This window comes from Novipirellula rosea, from assembly GCF_039541335.1.
GTDB classification, from domain to species: domain Bacteria; phylum Planctomycetota; class Planctomycetia; order Pirellulales; family Pirellulaceae; genus Novipirellula; species Novipirellula rosea.
Genome location: NZ_BAABGA010000048.1, coordinates 132,630 through 146,928 on the forward strand (window position 1 = coordinate 132,630; position 14,299 = coordinate 146,928).

12 protein-coding genes are annotated in these 14,299 nt (G+C 56.8%); 11 read left to right on the forward strand and 1 reads right to left on the reverse strand.

Annotated elements, in window-relative coordinates:
* The first annotated feature begins 116 nt into the window (after positions 1 to 116).
* From ABD971_RS19440 to ABD971_RS19490, 11 genes are all read left to right on the forward strand, one after another.
* Positions 117 to 1,421 carry an aldose 1-epimerase family protein gene (locus ABD971_RS19440; protein WP_345324765.1) on the forward strand — a complete coding sequence of 435 codons (1,305 nt, stop codon included), beginning with the start codon at positions 117 to 119 and terminating at the stop codon, positions 1,419 to 1,421.
* Positions 1,422 to 1,533: 112 nt separating this feature from the next.
* Positions 1,534 to 2,223 carry a (2Fe-2S)-binding protein gene (locus ABD971_RS19445; RefSeq protein ID WP_345324767.1) on the forward strand — a complete coding sequence of 230 codons (690 nt, stop codon included), beginning with the start codon at positions 1,534 to 1,536 and terminating at the stop codon, positions 2,221 to 2,223.
* Entirely contained in the window at positions 2,220 to 3,269 is a 1,050-nt protein-coding gene (locus ABD971_RS19450) for an FAD binding domain-containing protein (RefSeq protein ID WP_345324769.1), read from the forward strand. The genes ABD971_RS19445 and ABD971_RS19450 overlap by 4 nt, the downstream gene beginning before the upstream one ends.
* Positions 3,266 to 5,503, forward strand: a complete 2,238-nt coding sequence (locus tag ABD971_RS19455) for a xanthine dehydrogenase family protein molybdopterin-binding subunit (RefSeq protein ID WP_345324771.1) — start codon at positions 3,266 to 3,268, stop codon at positions 5,501 to 5,503. The genes ABD971_RS19450 and ABD971_RS19455 overlap by 4 nt, the downstream gene beginning before the upstream one ends.
* Positions 5,500 to 6,654: an XdhC family protein gene (locus tag ABD971_RS19460; RefSeq protein WP_345324773.1), complete on the forward strand. Its 1,155-nt coding sequence runs from the start codon at positions 5,500 to 5,502 to the stop codon at positions 6,652 to 6,654. The genes ABD971_RS19455 and ABD971_RS19460 overlap by 4 nt, the downstream gene beginning before the upstream one ends.
* On the forward strand, positions 6,651 to 7,259 hold the full coding sequence (locus ABD971_RS19465; RefSeq protein ID WP_345324775.1) for a nucleotidyltransferase family protein: 609 nt from the start codon (positions 6,651 to 6,653) through the stop codon (positions 7,257 to 7,259). The genes ABD971_RS19460 and ABD971_RS19465 overlap by 4 nt, the downstream gene beginning before the upstream one ends.
* A gap of 433 nt (positions 7,260 to 7,692) precedes the next feature.
* The gene (locus ABD971_RS19470) at positions 7,693 to 9,327 is read left to right on the forward strand and encodes a peptide chain release factor 3 (RefSeq protein WP_339938149.1); all 1,635 of its coding nucleotides are present in this window, start codon (positions 7,693 to 7,695) and stop codon (positions 9,325 to 9,327) included.
* Positions 9,328 to 9,508: 181 nt separating this feature from the next.
* The gene (locus ABD971_RS19475) at positions 9,509 to 10,156 is read left to right on the forward strand and encodes a hypothetical protein (protein ID WP_345324778.1); all 648 of its coding nucleotides are present in this window, start codon (positions 9,509 to 9,511) and stop codon (positions 10,154 to 10,156) included.
* Positions 10,157 to 10,504: 348 nt separating this feature from the next.
* Positions 10,505 to 11,599, forward strand: coding sequence for a DUF1559 family PulG-like putative transporter (locus ABD971_RS19480; RefSeq protein WP_345324780.1), 1,095 nt, complete (start codon positions 10,505 to 10,507; stop codon positions 11,597 to 11,599).
* A gap of 136 nt (positions 11,600 to 11,735) precedes the next feature.
* Positions 11,736 to 12,545: a DUF4198 domain-containing protein gene (locus tag ABD971_RS19485; protein ID WP_345324782.1), complete on the forward strand. Its 810-nt coding sequence runs from the start codon at positions 11,736 to 11,738 to the stop codon at positions 12,543 to 12,545.
* A 48-nt stretch (positions 12,546 to 12,593) separates the two neighbouring features.
* Complete coding sequence (locus ABD971_RS19490; RefSeq protein ID WP_345324784.1) at positions 12,594 to 12,935, forward strand: hypothetical protein; 342 nt, start codon at positions 12,594 to 12,596, stop codon at positions 12,933 to 12,935.
* 83 nt (positions 12,936 to 13,018) lie between these two features.
* On the opposite strand, the gene ABD971_RS19495 is transcribed toward ABD971_RS19490, so the two are convergent.
* Complete coding sequence (locus ABD971_RS19495; RefSeq protein WP_345324786.1) at positions 13,019 to 14,293, reverse strand: GTPase; 1,275 nt, start codon at positions 14,291 to 14,293, stop codon at positions 13,019 to 13,021.
* Between the last annotated feature and the right edge of the window lie 6 nt (positions 14,294 to 14,299).

Here is a 14,299-nt window from a genome sequence, read left to right on the forward strand (position 1 = left end):
CAACAGAATTGTTGCAAACTTGCCAATTCTTCGCAACGTTTTGCCGACCGTGCACGCTAATTCGATTACGTTGGATCCCAAAATACTCCATAGACTGCACAAAGGCGAGCTAACCCATGTTCCATCGTTTCCATTTCGTCCTCGCGGTGCTCTCATGCAGTGGTGCGGCCACGGTGGGATTGGCCCAAGACAATAGCGACGGTGATCACATGGTCGTTCTAACTGACACCGAAACGAATACGCGAACCGAGAGTTTGCGAATCACTGCGAAAGACTTCGCCGACGTGTCGCCGCAAAACCAACCGGCATGGTTCGTGGAAAAAACGACACTGCACGGCGGCAAACAAGAGGGCTGCGAACTGGTCACGATCGATAACGGTGTGCTGGAAATCGTCGTGGTTCCCACGCGAGGCATGAGCGTGTTGCGTGTCACGAAAAAAGCGAACTCGAATGAACGTGATTCCGCAGCGGTGAGGTTTGGTTGGGACTCGCCCGTCAAAGAAGTAGTTCATCCGCAATACATCAATCTCGAAAGCCGAGGCGGCCTTGGATGGCTCGAAGGATTCAACGAATGGATGGTCCGCTGCGGATTGGAATACGCGGGACATCCCGGCAAGGACGCATTCACCAACAACGTGGGCGACAAGGTCGAGATGGATCTAACGCTGCACGGCAAGATCGGAAACATTCCCGCGTCGAAGGTCACCGTTACGGTCGATCGCGAAGCTCCTCATCGCATCCGGCTGCAAGGCATCGTGAACGAGCGAATGTTTTACGGCCCGAAACTCGAGTTGATCACCGAAATTTCGGTGGTTCCAGGCGAACCGACTTTGCGGATCACCGACACGTTGGTCAATCACGGTGCCGACGAGCAAGAATTCCAGCTGATCAATCACACCAATTTCGGCGCGCCGCTGTTAGAGAAAAACGCTCGCACTGTCGTTGCAGCGGAGAAGATCGAACCGATGAACGAGAACGCCGCAAAATCAATCGATCACTTTGCAAACTACCAGGCTCCGACCAAAGGATTCATCGAAGAAGTCTATTTGGTGTACCCGATCGCGGATGCGAGCGGACGCACCCAAGCGATGCTGGTCAATGACGCCGGCGACCAAGCAGCCTCGGTCGCATGGAATACGTCACAGTTGCCTTATTTGACGATTTGGAAGAACACCGCAGCCGAAGCGGATGGTTACGTGACCGGAATCGAACCGGGCACCGGTTTCCCATTCAATCGCAACATCGAACGTCATTTCGGCCGCGTGCCCAAACTGGCACCCGGCCAATCACGCAGTTTTGAACTGGAGTACGGTTTCCACAGCGGCTCCGAAGCGGTGAGCAAGATGGAAGCCGAAATCCGAAATTTGCAGACGGCTCCGGTGGTGCTGGAAGAGAAATCGCCCACGCTGCCGTCGCCGTAGCGGCAATCCGCTGGAACGCCGAGAGAGACCACCAAGCAAGTCATTGGCGCGTAACTTGCTTCGCTGGGGACGCCACTCGAAGCTCTTATCTCAATCGGCACCGGATCCTGCTATGCCCGATCGCATTGAAGTCAAACGCCGCGAATTTCTCAAGAATGTTGGAGTGGCGTCGGCTACTTCGGTGGTCCTCAGCGAAGCGAACGCGGCGGTGGCCGCTGAGACGCCAACCGATGTCGATGTGACCGCCAATCGACCAACTGTCACCATTCAGTTCAAACTGAACGGTAAATCCAAAAAAGTTACGATCGACGCTCGCACCACGCTGGTGGACCTGCTTCGCGACGATCTGCAGCACTTCGGAACGAAGAAGGGCTGCGATCATGGAGCTTGTGGGGCGTGCACGGTTCACATCAATGGCCGTCGCGTGCTGTCCTGTTTGACCTTGGCTGCCACGGTCGACCAAACCGAGATCAAAACGATCGAAGGAGTGGCCAGCGGCGAAAATCTGCATCCAATGCAACAAGCTTTCTTGCGCTGCGATGCCTATCAGTGCGGTTATTGCACGCCGGGCCAAATCATGTCGGGCATCGCTTGTGTCGACGAAGGCCATGCGGCTGGATCGAGCGAGGAGACCCGCGAATGGATGAGCGGAAATCTGTGCCGCTGCAGTGCCTATCCCAACATCCTGGCGGCCGTCCGCCAAGTCGCCGGAAGTGAACCGGAAAGCGATCCCGCCTCCGGCGTTGTCGTGATTTCCGATTCTTCCTCATCGGACTCTTCCACATCGAAGGAGCCGTCATGATTCCATTCCAGTTCGAGCGTCCTGCGTCCATTGCTGAAGCGGGACGACAACTGCAAGCCGAGGGAACGATGCTGCTCGGTGGCGGCACGACGTTGCTAGACTTGATGAAACTCAACGTGCTGACGCCTTCTCGGCTTAGCTTCGTCAAACCGCTGCTAGACAACAGCGTCTCGGTGCAGCAAGCGAAACTTGTTATCGGGGCCGGCTGTACGATGAGCCAGCTTGCCGACGACGAGGCTGTCAAAGACTCGCTCGCGGCAGTGCGTCAATCGCTGATTTTGGCGGCGTCGCCCCAAATCCGAAACATGGCCACGCTCGGCGGCAATCTATTGCAGCGAACACGCTGTACCTACTTTCGCCATCCCGACATGCCGCTCAATCCCGAGGGAGACGCGGAATTGAAATTTGACACGCCCGGGGTCGAGACCTCGATGATGGCGGTCCTCGGCAATAACGGCCGGCTTGTCGGCGTCTACCCCGGTGACTTTGCCGTCACCTTAGTCGCCTTCGCAGGCCAAGTGCGAGTAACGGGTCGCGAGGGCGACCGAGCGATCGATGCAAGGTCTTTCTACCGTCAGCCAAACAAGACGGAATTCCAATATTCAACTGCACTGGAGCGCGGCGAGGTGATTACCGCGATTGAACTGCCGATTTCAGCCACCTTGCGAAACAGCATCTACTTGAAAGTCCGTGAACGTAGCAGCTATGCGTTTGCGTTAGCCAGCGCGTCGGTCGGCATCGAGCTTGACGGCGATGGAAGCTCGGCAACGATCAAATCGGCCAATGTTGGTCTTGGAGGGCTGGGGTCGATTCCCTGGCATAGCCCCGAGGCGGAAAACGCGTTAATTGGTCAGCCAGCCACAGACAACACGTTCGAACAAGCGGCCGACGCCGCGCTCGCCAACGCGAACCCGCCACCGGGGACGCAGTACAAAGTCCGACTCGCTAAAAGGACGCTTGTTCGAGCCTTAAAAATCCTCCGCGACCACGGACCACTTAACGATCAAGAACTTTGGGCAATGCAACACGGACGAGGTGTGCAGTGACGAATTATACGAGCTTAGATTTACAGGGTCCGGTCGGAAAACCACTTGTCCGAGTCAGCGGCCGCGAGAAAGTCACAGGCACGGCCACGTTCACTGCCGAGTGGCCAATCGAAAACATGTTGCACGTCGTTGCGGTTCCGTCGACGATCCCGCACGGCACGGTTCGCGAGATTGACTCACGCGACGCAGAAAAGATGTCCGGAGTGCGGCTGATCATCACGCCCGAGAATGTGCCTAAGTTTACGCGGGTCCAATCCGGCTCGGAAACCAATTTTGCCACCACGGTGGCTTCTTCGCTGTTTCCCGCCGCCGAGAAAGAGGTGTTTCACGCAGGGCAATACATGGCCGCCGTCGTTGCTGAATCGTTCACCGCGGCGCGTGATGCGGCGCTACAAGTGAAATCAAAATACAAAACCAAACCGCACGTCACGGATATCGATCAAGCGCAAGCGGACGAACGTCCTGAAAAACTGATGGGGGCGCCAGCGGTGATCACTATCGGTGACGCGGAACAGGCATTGCAAGAAAGTGAGGTGATGGTTGACCACGAATATCCGTTGATTGGCAACCATCACAATCCAATCGAAATGCATGCTGCGATCGCGCACTGGACCACCCAAAACAACAAGCCGTTCTTGACCGTTTACGAAACTTCGCAAAGTTTGTCGGCGGCACAAACGAGTTACGCCAAAGTGTTTGGCATCGATCCAAAGCAAGTTCGCGTGATCTGCAAATACGTCGGCGGTGCGTTTGGATCCAAGGGCTTGATGTGGCCTCACGCGTTGCTCGCGTGTTTCGCAGCGAAACTGACGGACCAGCCCTGCAAGTGCGTCGTCACACGAAGTCAACTGTATGGCGGAACAGGTCATCGCACGCCAATCCGCCAGCGTGTTGCGATCGGAGCCAACAAGGATGGAAAAATTCACTCGATCATTCACGACGGCTATGCTTCCACGGCGATCAAAGACACGTACAGCGAAGCCTTCACGATGGTGACGCGGATGATGTATCACACGGACCATTTGCGTCTGGACCAGAAACAATGTCGTCTGCACTCGCAAATGCCGACATTCATGCGAGCGCCCGCAGAGACGCCTGGAATGTTTGCCCTGGAATCGGCCATCGACGAACTGGCCCAAGAACTGAATATCGATCCGATTGAACTGCGTCGCCGCAACGAACCCGAAAAGGATATCCACTCGGGCAAACCATTTAGCAGTCGCTTGCTGATGCAGTGTTTGGACGCGGGGGCGAAGCGTTTCGGATGGAACGATCGCGATCGTGCCCCTCGCAGCCAAAGCGAGGGCAACTGGTTGATCGGCCAAGGAGTCGCGGCGGCCACTTATCCTTTCTTTACCTTTCCAACCAAAGTTCGCGTGACCGTGCATGCGGACGGTCGTGTCAGAATTGACTGCTGCTCGCAAGAGATCGGAACGGGAACCCGGACCGCCCAAAGCCAGTTGCTTGCCGATATGTTGGACGTGCCTGCATCGCGAGTTTCGATGGAACTTGGCGATACCGTGTTACCCAAAGGCGGCATCTCGGGCGGCAGCGCGACCACGGCAAGCGTCGGTGGTGCGATTCGCGATGCGGTCGAAAAGCTGAAAAGTCGATTAATGGGACTCGCCCCATCGGATTCAGCGTTGTCCGGTGTCAAAGTCGACGAGGTTCGCTTTGCAAACGGAACTCTGGTCAGCCCAAAGGGATCAGTCGCAATCGAAGATTTGCTCTCTGACGCGATGAAGGAATCGGTCAGCGTGATGGGGGAACTGAAAGCGTCAAAGGATTCGTCGTTCTCGAAGCATTCGTTCGGGGCAACGTTTGTCGAAGTCGCTGTCGATGAAGAGCTTGGCTTGGTACGGATGCGGCGAATGCTGGGGTGTTACTCGTGCGGCACCATTTTGAATGCGAAAACGGGACGCAGCCAGTTTATCGGTGGGATGATCATGGGCATTGGTCATGCGCTGCAGGAAGCGACTCACTGGGACCATCGCTTGGGACGGATCACGAACGACAATCTGGCCGAGTACCATATCCCGGTCAACGCCGACATTCCCGAAATCGACATCATGTGGATTGATACTGCTGATTACGATGCCTCGCCGATCGGAGCGAAAGGCATTGGCGAAATCTCGATCACCGGTGTCGCCGCTGCGGTCGCGAACGCAGTGCACCACGCCACGGGCAAACGAATTCGCAGTCTTCCCATTACCCCCGAAAAGGTGATGGTTTGAATACTCGTCATCTCATTCAACTTGCCCGTGATGTGATCGAAGAAGGGAAATCGTGCGTTCTATGCACCGTGGTTCGACTTGACGGCAGCGGGTATGGACGTCCTGGTGCGAGACTGCTGTTGACGGAATCGGGCCAGCGATGTGGATATGTCAGCGGAGGATGCCTCGAGAAAGATCTCTGTCGACGCGTCTGGTCAGCGACCCAATCCGGGCCGCGATTGCTGGCGTTTGACACTCGTGGTAATTCGGTCACTGCGACGCGTTACAACACCGGATGCGAGGGTGTCGTGTACGTGTTGTGCCAACGCGTGACAGCGGATGACACCATCGCCATCGACGTGCTTGATTGTGTTGAAGAAGACGGATTGATCGCGAGGCTGTTGACGGTTTACCGCAGCAATAGTGCCGAGTACGACGTGGGTGACATGTGGGTCGAAATGGCGGACCAACGTTTTGTTTCACGCCCTGGATTGACGATCGATAGCGAATGCGAGCGAGAATGGCTCGGATCGCACCGCAACCGAGTACTGATGTATCGAGATCGCGACGGCAATGAAGTTGAAACCGCCGTCGAAATCCTGCGTCCACCTCGTGAATTGGTGGTGTTTGGCGCCGGCGACGACGCCATTCCGCTGGTCCGCGCCGCGGCCCAACTCGGTTGGCACGTTACCGTGATCGGCAAACGTGCGGAACTCGCCCACCGAGATCGCTTTGCAAACCTTGTCCCCGATGGCCGGATCGACGTGCGTTGCAATGACCCCGCAGAGGAGTGCGAGCGATTAAGCATTCATGTGCGAACGGATATCGTCGTAATGACTCACGATTTCGAAGGCGATGTGAAACTGTTGCCAAAACTGCTTGATTCTCAAAGTCGATACGTTGGTTTACTTGGCCCCAAACGTCGACTTGCGAGCTTGGTCCAACGGCTTTACGAACAAGGACGCGTACTCAGCGAAACCGAGATTGATCGCATCCGCAGCCCCATTGGTTTGGACATCGGTGCGGTTTCACCTGAAGAGATCTCGATCTCGATCGTGGCTGAATTGATCGCAATCGAAAGTGAACGTGACGGCGGCATTTTGCACCGTCGCAACCAGCCGCTGCACGAACCGGCTGAACTCGTGCGACTCACCGCAGTGACGTCGCCGTGAAGCGTGCGATCATTCTTGCCGCAGGCGGCTCAACACGCTTGGGCCACCCGAAACAGCTCATCCGCTGGGGTGATGGCAACTTGCTAACGCATGTGATCCAGACAATTGGCGCGGCCGGAGTTGAGCAAATCGACGTGGTTGTCGGTGCCCATAAAGAAGCCATCATCGCCAGTGTGAACACGGATGAATATCCGCTGGTTCGCTGGTTGCACAACGCAGATTGGCGTGACGGACAATCGACGAGCTTGCGATTGGCGATTCGCGAACTTCAGTCTCAATGGAACGAAGATGACGCGATTCTGATCGCGTTGTGCGACCAACCCGCGATTGAAACCGAACACTACGCCGCCTTGATCGACACCGTCATAAGCGGCGACTTCGCCAGTTCCGCCACGCAGTATCCCTCGGGGGCTGGCGTGCCTGTATGCTTTAGCGCCGCCATCTTGCGCTTGCTGGAACTTCACGGAGATCAAGGTGCCAAAAACTGGCTCCGCTCTCAGCCACGGGGCACGGTGCATCTGCTGCAGTGCCCCGAAGCGGCTTGCGACATCGATTCGCCGCAAGATGAAATCAAGTTGCGTCGGCGTTCTCTCCGTAGCGGTTGAGGCTAAAGATCCCTCGTGACGGACTTTTAATACGTTCCACGACGCTCGCTAGTGGATTCACATCCCAGGTCCGTTTTGTGAACCGTTGTCCATGTCGCGACCTGAAATCCCCCAATTTTCATGACGCTGTGAGTATGAACCAGACGCTATGAATCCGAGATGTCCCGTTGCTGCTAGGCTACTAAGAAGTTACCTTTTCTGCATGACCACTCCCCCTTAGCACGAATGCCGACGGCGAACCGCTGCAATGCAGTGCGAACATCGCCGTCCGATTGTCACCTTACTCGACAGTCACTCTCGAACGCTGTGCTTCTTCTTCCGTGTCCTTTCGCCTGATCGGACCTGCCTGCTTTACCGCTCGACCAGGAAGTGAGGGACGACGCCACAAGTGGCTCTCCACGAAACGCCTGTCATCTACGATCCAAGTTCCATTATGAGCACTCTGCCTACCCGCCCCGCCACCGCCGCCAAATCAGCTTCGTCGATTGCCGAAATTGAAACACAGCGTTTGCGGAGACGGACGTTTGCTATCATCTCGCACCCCGATGCGGGCAAAACGACGTTGACCGAAAAGCTACTGCTGTTTGGCAACTCGATCGAGATCGCCGGTGCAGTTCGAGGCCGGAAATCCGAGCGGACAGCAAAATCCGACTGGATGGAAATGGAGCAGGAGCGTGGTATCTCGGTGAGCTCGACCGCATTGACGTTCGAGTTTGCCGGAGCCCAGATCAATCTGCTGGACACCCCTGGTCACCATGACTTTAGCGAAGACACCTATCGCACGCTGATGGCCGCCGATGCCGCCGTGATGGTGATCGACTTGGCCAAGGGGATCGAGGCTCAGACGGAAAAACTGTTCCGCGTCTGTGCGCTGCGAAAGATTCCCGTGCTGACGTTCGTCAACAAAGTCGACCGTCGCGGCCGCTCGCCTCTGGAAATCATCGACGAGATTGAACGCAAATTTTCGATCGAACCGGTACCCCAGAATTGGCCGCTGGGCAGCGGCGAAGACTTCCGCGGCTTCATCGACCTGCATGACGATTCGGTTCACCTGTTTGATGAACATCGTGCCAATCGTCGCATCTCGTCAAAAGTGGTCTCCTGGTCGGATTTGGAAACGGTCGAACCGGCGATCAGCTCGGATCTTGTTGACGCCACCGGCGAAGAGGTGGAATTGGTGCGAATGGCCGGAGCCTCGCTGGAGCAGAGTCAATTTCTTAGTGGTGCGCAAACGCCGGTATTCTTTGGAAGTGCGTTGACCAATTTTGGGATCGAACACTTCTTGCATGGATTCCTCAAACTATGTCCACCGCCGGGATCTCGTAACGCGACCGAGCCTCCTTCGCCCAACTTCTCGGGATTCATTTTCAAGATCCAAGCGAACCTCGATCCTCGGCATCGCGACCGCGTAGCGTTTTTGCGAGTTTGCAGTGGCATGTTCGAACGCGACATGGAAGTGACGATCGCGAGATCGATGAAGAAGATTCGGCTGGCTCGCGCGTTTCGCATCTTTGGCCAAGATCGCCAAACAATCGACGAGGCTTACCCGGGGGACATCATTGGATTGGTTTGCCCCGGCGAATTTCGACTCGGCGACACGCTGTGCCAGAATGAGATTGTCCACCAAGAGGGATTGCCCCAGTTCTCACCCGAGTTCTTTGCCGTGCTGGATTGCACCGACACCGCCCGGCGGAAACAGTTCGACCGCGGGCTGAAACAGTTGATCGAAGAAGGGGCGATTCAAGTCTTTCATGACGCCCACACCAAACGTCGCGAAAATTTGTTGGCCGCCGTCGGTGAATTGCAGTTCGATGTCGTCCGCTATCGTCTGGAATCCGAGTACAACGCCCCCACGTCGCTGAGTTGGCGGCCGTACAAATTGGTCCGCTGGTTTAACGCCACGCCTGAGCAGAAAGCAAATATCCGACTCCCCTACTCTGGCAAACTCGCACTGGACCAATTTGGCCACGACGCTGTATTGCTTCAATCCGAATGGGATGTCAAAGCACTGCATCGTGCCAATCCCGATATTCAATTCCAGGAAATGCGTGTGGCAACGTCGCACTGATCCGTCCACTGATCCACCCACGACCGAACCGTCCATTGGGACGAACTGATCGATGACTTCGCGATCGCGACACCTGACACTCCGGTGATGCGGCAGCAAGTCGCACGAATTCGCCGCCGGTTGCTGATTTACTTTGCCTCGGCGGCGTGTAGAATCTCAAGCGTGAGGAGCGAGCCGAACTTTGGCACGCCGTAGAGGCTTTGAGCCCGCTTTGTTTTTCTTTCATTCCCCTCGATCGAACACGCTCAAACGGATCATCAGCGTCACGCTGTTGATTGTGTTGACGTGTGGAATGACGGGATTGCCCATCTCCGCTCCTCTCCCCGAGAAAACCGGGCGATTTCCTTGTGAAAGTTGCCCCTGCGGTTGCTCGACGGCCGAGTATTGTTGGGACAAATGCTGCTGCCACAGTGACGCCGAAAAATTGCAATGGGCGGCCAAAAACAACGTCCAACCTCCTGCATTTTTGATCGCTCGGACTCGCAAATCCCTTGATCTTTCGCTGGTGAAAAGCGAAACATCCCCATCCAAACCCGCGACCGCGTGCGGCTGTTGCTCAGGTGCATCGGCGAAATGTGCGGCGAAGCCCGCCACCGCGGCGGACCAGGATTCTAGCCCCGAATTGCCGCCGAAAACACGACTTGTTCGGCTCGAGGATGCTGCGAGCTGTCACGGCATCGATTTACTCTGGTCGATCTTTTCGAGTGCGGTGATCCCAAACCGTCCGCCAACGCTCGCCTGCTGCACTCCGCTGCTGCTGTTCCGCTTTGCGATCGACAATGAACAAGCGGTCGCCATCCCTCATTGCCCGGAACCGCCGGTGCCCTAGCGCCCGCGTCTCCCAGTGCCTAAATGCAAGTGCGGCTTTCCAGCCCCGCGTGCGTTAAAGGCCTCTTCCCCCCCGGTTCCGATTGCAATCTGGCTCGTTGCTGCGCGTCCGATCGTCCCGCTCTGCGTGGAATTTTCGGAGTACGCAGAAATCACCGCTGCCGCGCTAGTGTTTGAAGGCTCGCTCCTCACACCAGTGTGGTCTTCGCCGCTGGCGCGACAGCGACCTACGACGCCTGAATGCAAAACCCAAATGCAAATACCATCGCCCTTCCTTCGCGACAGCTACCTGCCGCGTGCTGGCTAGCGGTCCGCGCCCACCCGCACCACACCACAACGGACTTCCAAAATGCCCCCAATCCTCTCGCTTCCCCCCATACCCAAACCGGCTCGACGCGGATTCACCCTGGTCGAACTACTCGTTGTGATTGCCATCATTGGTGTCCTTGTTGGGCTGCTGTTGCCCGCCGTGCAATCAGCTCGTGAAGCCGCCCGGCGGATGCAGTGCAGCAACAACCTGAAACAAATCACGCTGGCGATGCACAACTACGAAAGCTCGCACCGCAAATTGCCAACCAATTACACGAACGGCACCAGCACGGCAGGCAACTTTTCGGTGTTCGCTCAGATGGCACCGTTTTATGAACAAGGCAACATGTTGGACATGATCCATTTCGATCGGCCGCTGCATGTCGGATGCTGTCCCGGCCAATTGGTCGCCCCGCACGATACCGCAGCGGCGACCGCGATCCCCACGCTGACGTGCCCGAGCGAAGCTAATGACCAAACGTTTTTCGTGACCTCGCTATCAGGAAATGGCCCCACCCAGGCCTATGCCGGTACCAACTACGCGATGAACACCGGCACCGGCGTGGGCACGCTGTACGACACCCGGCTTCCCACTGACGGCGTATCGTGGATCAATGCCAACGTTGGTTTTGAAGCGATCCTTGATGGGCTGAGTAACACCGCGGCGTTTTCCGAACATCTGCTTGGCCAGCTCGAGCAGTCCCCCAGCGAGCCGACGATTGACTCGATGCGGCGACGCACGATGTTCAATGTGACCTGTGCCTTTATCAGTGGGTCAATGCCACCGTCGGAACCCGGAATGACAGGCTACGTTTTGCCTGAGGATCCCAATTTGATGGAAGCCTACACGCGTGCCAGCAGTCTGCACCGCGGATGGTCCGGACAACGCGGCGCGGGCTGGATCAACGGCCGTGAGTACTGGACCGGATACACGCACTATCACCCGCCGCAAAGTGGGATTCCGGATATGCAGAGCTGCGGCTGGGGCGTATTCGGCGTTCGCAGCAACCACCCCGGCGGCGTGCACGTCGCACGCTGCGACGGCAGCGTCGGATTTCTAAACGAAAGCATCGACCTCGACGTATGGCGTGCGCTGGGCACTCGAAGTGGCCACGAAGTCATGCCCAATCTTTAAAGACAAACTGTAGACCGCATCAATTTCACCTCCTCAAAACAAGTTTTATGGAGCTCAGAGCGAGCGGTAGCAAACTCTGGGTGGGGCCTACCTTTCCAAATTGATTTTCCTTCCTTCAAAACTGTAGAGAAAAAAAATGTATCGCTTACCAAAGTTCCTGCCCCTGCTATTTGTCATGCTGACGACGTCGACCGGGTCGGCGCACGACGTTTGGGTCAACACCCACACGCCGATCGTGCGGACCGGCGAAAACGTTTACATTGACCTTCGGCTTGGCAATCACGGCAACCACCACCGTGATTTTAAACTTGCGGGCCGAATTACCCTCAATTGGGTTTCACTTGACCACATCGCGCCCGGTGGGCAGCGAACCGACATCAAGGGTAAAATGTTTGCAACGGCATCGGCTGAGAAAGAAGGTTACTGGACCACCCCGTTGGCGGTTCACCAGCCTGGCGTTCACTGTGTCGTCGAGTCACTTGATCGCGTGATGAACCACGGCAAATCGATCCGCAGCATTCGCACCGCCAAGACCTATTTCCTCGTTTCCGATTCGCTCGACTCACCGAAGGTGGATCGCCATGTCCATCAAAAACCACTCGGATTGCCGCTCGAATTGGTCATGCAAACGTGTCCGTTTAGCGAAACCGTCGCCGGCAGCCCGATCACGGTTCAAGTGCTGCACCGAGGTAAACCGCTCGCCGATGCCGTGGTCGCGTTCATCCCCGAAGGGACTGAATTGGCGGGCGAATTTGATTCCGAATACGAATTTCGCAGCGACAGTGACGGCATGGTGACGTTTGTTCCCAAGACCGGCAATCGTCATTTAATCGTCGCTCACTACACCGCGATGGACGAGCGGAGCGACGACTATGAATTCACCAGCTATGCATCGACGATCACCATCGATGTCCCAAATTCACACCGCGTTGCCGACCACAAGTGAAACGACGCGACGCCCTCTGAAATCCATTTTTTACTTAAGGAAAAAACGATGAAACGAGTTTTCTTTCTCGCGGCAGCGACGCTTTCGATCGCAGTCCTAGGCTGTAGCGAGAACACCGACCCCGCGACCACCACAGAGCCACTGGCGACGACCGAGCCCGCTAGCGAAGCGACGCTCGTTGCCCTGCAAAAAGCCGACCTGCTTGATGGCACCGAAGATCATGTTATCGAAAAGTGCTACGTCTGCAAACTTGGCATGGACGGTAGCGACCAGATCACTTGCGAGGTGCACGGGTACACTGCACATCTTTGCAGCGAAGCGTGCCGCAACCACTTCGAAGCGTCTTCGGACGAAGTCATCGCCAGCACCGAGATCCCCGAGGGATCTTGATGTAACTGCACGCCGGATCAAGTCGCTGATCAAGCGACGCCGATCCGGTGGATGCGAACGTGATGTTGAATTCAATGCCGCCGCTACGCCGGCCCGTCGAGCAGTTCTTTGAGTGTGGCGGTTAACCGCAGTGGTTCGGTCGTGTCCAGCAGCTTCTCTAGACACCGCACCTGACGTTCGTTCAGCGGGACAGGAGATTTCGCAGGCGGAAACGCTCCGATTAATCGATCTGCGATCGCAGAGAGCAAGACGTCGATCCCTTCGCCCGTCGTTGCGATGGTTTGAATCACATCGTTTGCGGACGACTTCGTCGTGAGCAAGTCACTTTTGTTGAGCACGTCGATTCGCGGCGTCGGTGAAGCCGGATCGGCAATCGCAGGGGTGTCGGGCGTCTGAATGGCGAGCACCAAATCCGCGGTGCTGGCTTCTCGCAACGCCCGGCTAATCCCTTCACGCTCGATCGACTCGCCGCTGTCGTGGATCCCGGCGGTATCCGTCAGCCGGATGGGCAGCCCGTCGATCACGGTCTCGGCGTGCAAGACGTCACGCGTGGTGCCTGCGATCGCGGTTGCGATGCTGCGGTCGTACCCCAAAATCGCATTGATCAGACTGCTTTTTCCGACGTTCGGGCGGCCTGATAACACGACACGAAACGGCGCAGTCAACCGCACCCCGATCGCCGCATACGCCAAAATCGCACGCACTTCACGATGCAGGTCGTCGATACCAATTGGCGTGCGATCATCGCCGGCCTTCTCATCAGCCGCCCGCAAGATCGCGGAGCGATCAGCGACATTGAGCCATTGGGACGCCCAATCATGGAGTGCCCCGCGGACTTGATCCATTGCGACGGCGGCGGTTCGCACGGTTTGACACTGCGTCAACACAGCAGTGGCTTCGCGGACCAATAGCGACGGAGTCACGGGACCCACCGAGGCGGCAAACCAGGGATGGGGCCAATCCTCGTTTTTGACCGATGTGATTCCGACCTCGTTCAAATCAGCCAGAATGCGATCGATCGCGGCGGTGCCGCCATGACAATGGACTTCCCATTGATCCTCTGCTCGCATGATCACGACGATCGATTCACTGGCAACCGACTCGACCCCCGAACCGTCATCGACGCCCCGCATCGGTCCGTGCCAGTCGCCATAACGGATTTCGTTGGGTTTCACTTCGCGAGGCGATGCCGCGGTAAAACATCGCATCACCGCTGGGCGGGCCGCGGGTCCGGCGACCCCGATCACGGCGATCGCCGAGCGGCCGGCGCCGGTGAATTGGGTGCACACACTCGGGCCCAACCGTAACGCTTCGCGCGAATTAGCCTTGCCACCGTTGCTGTTTTTTTTAGAAGACATCTTTTT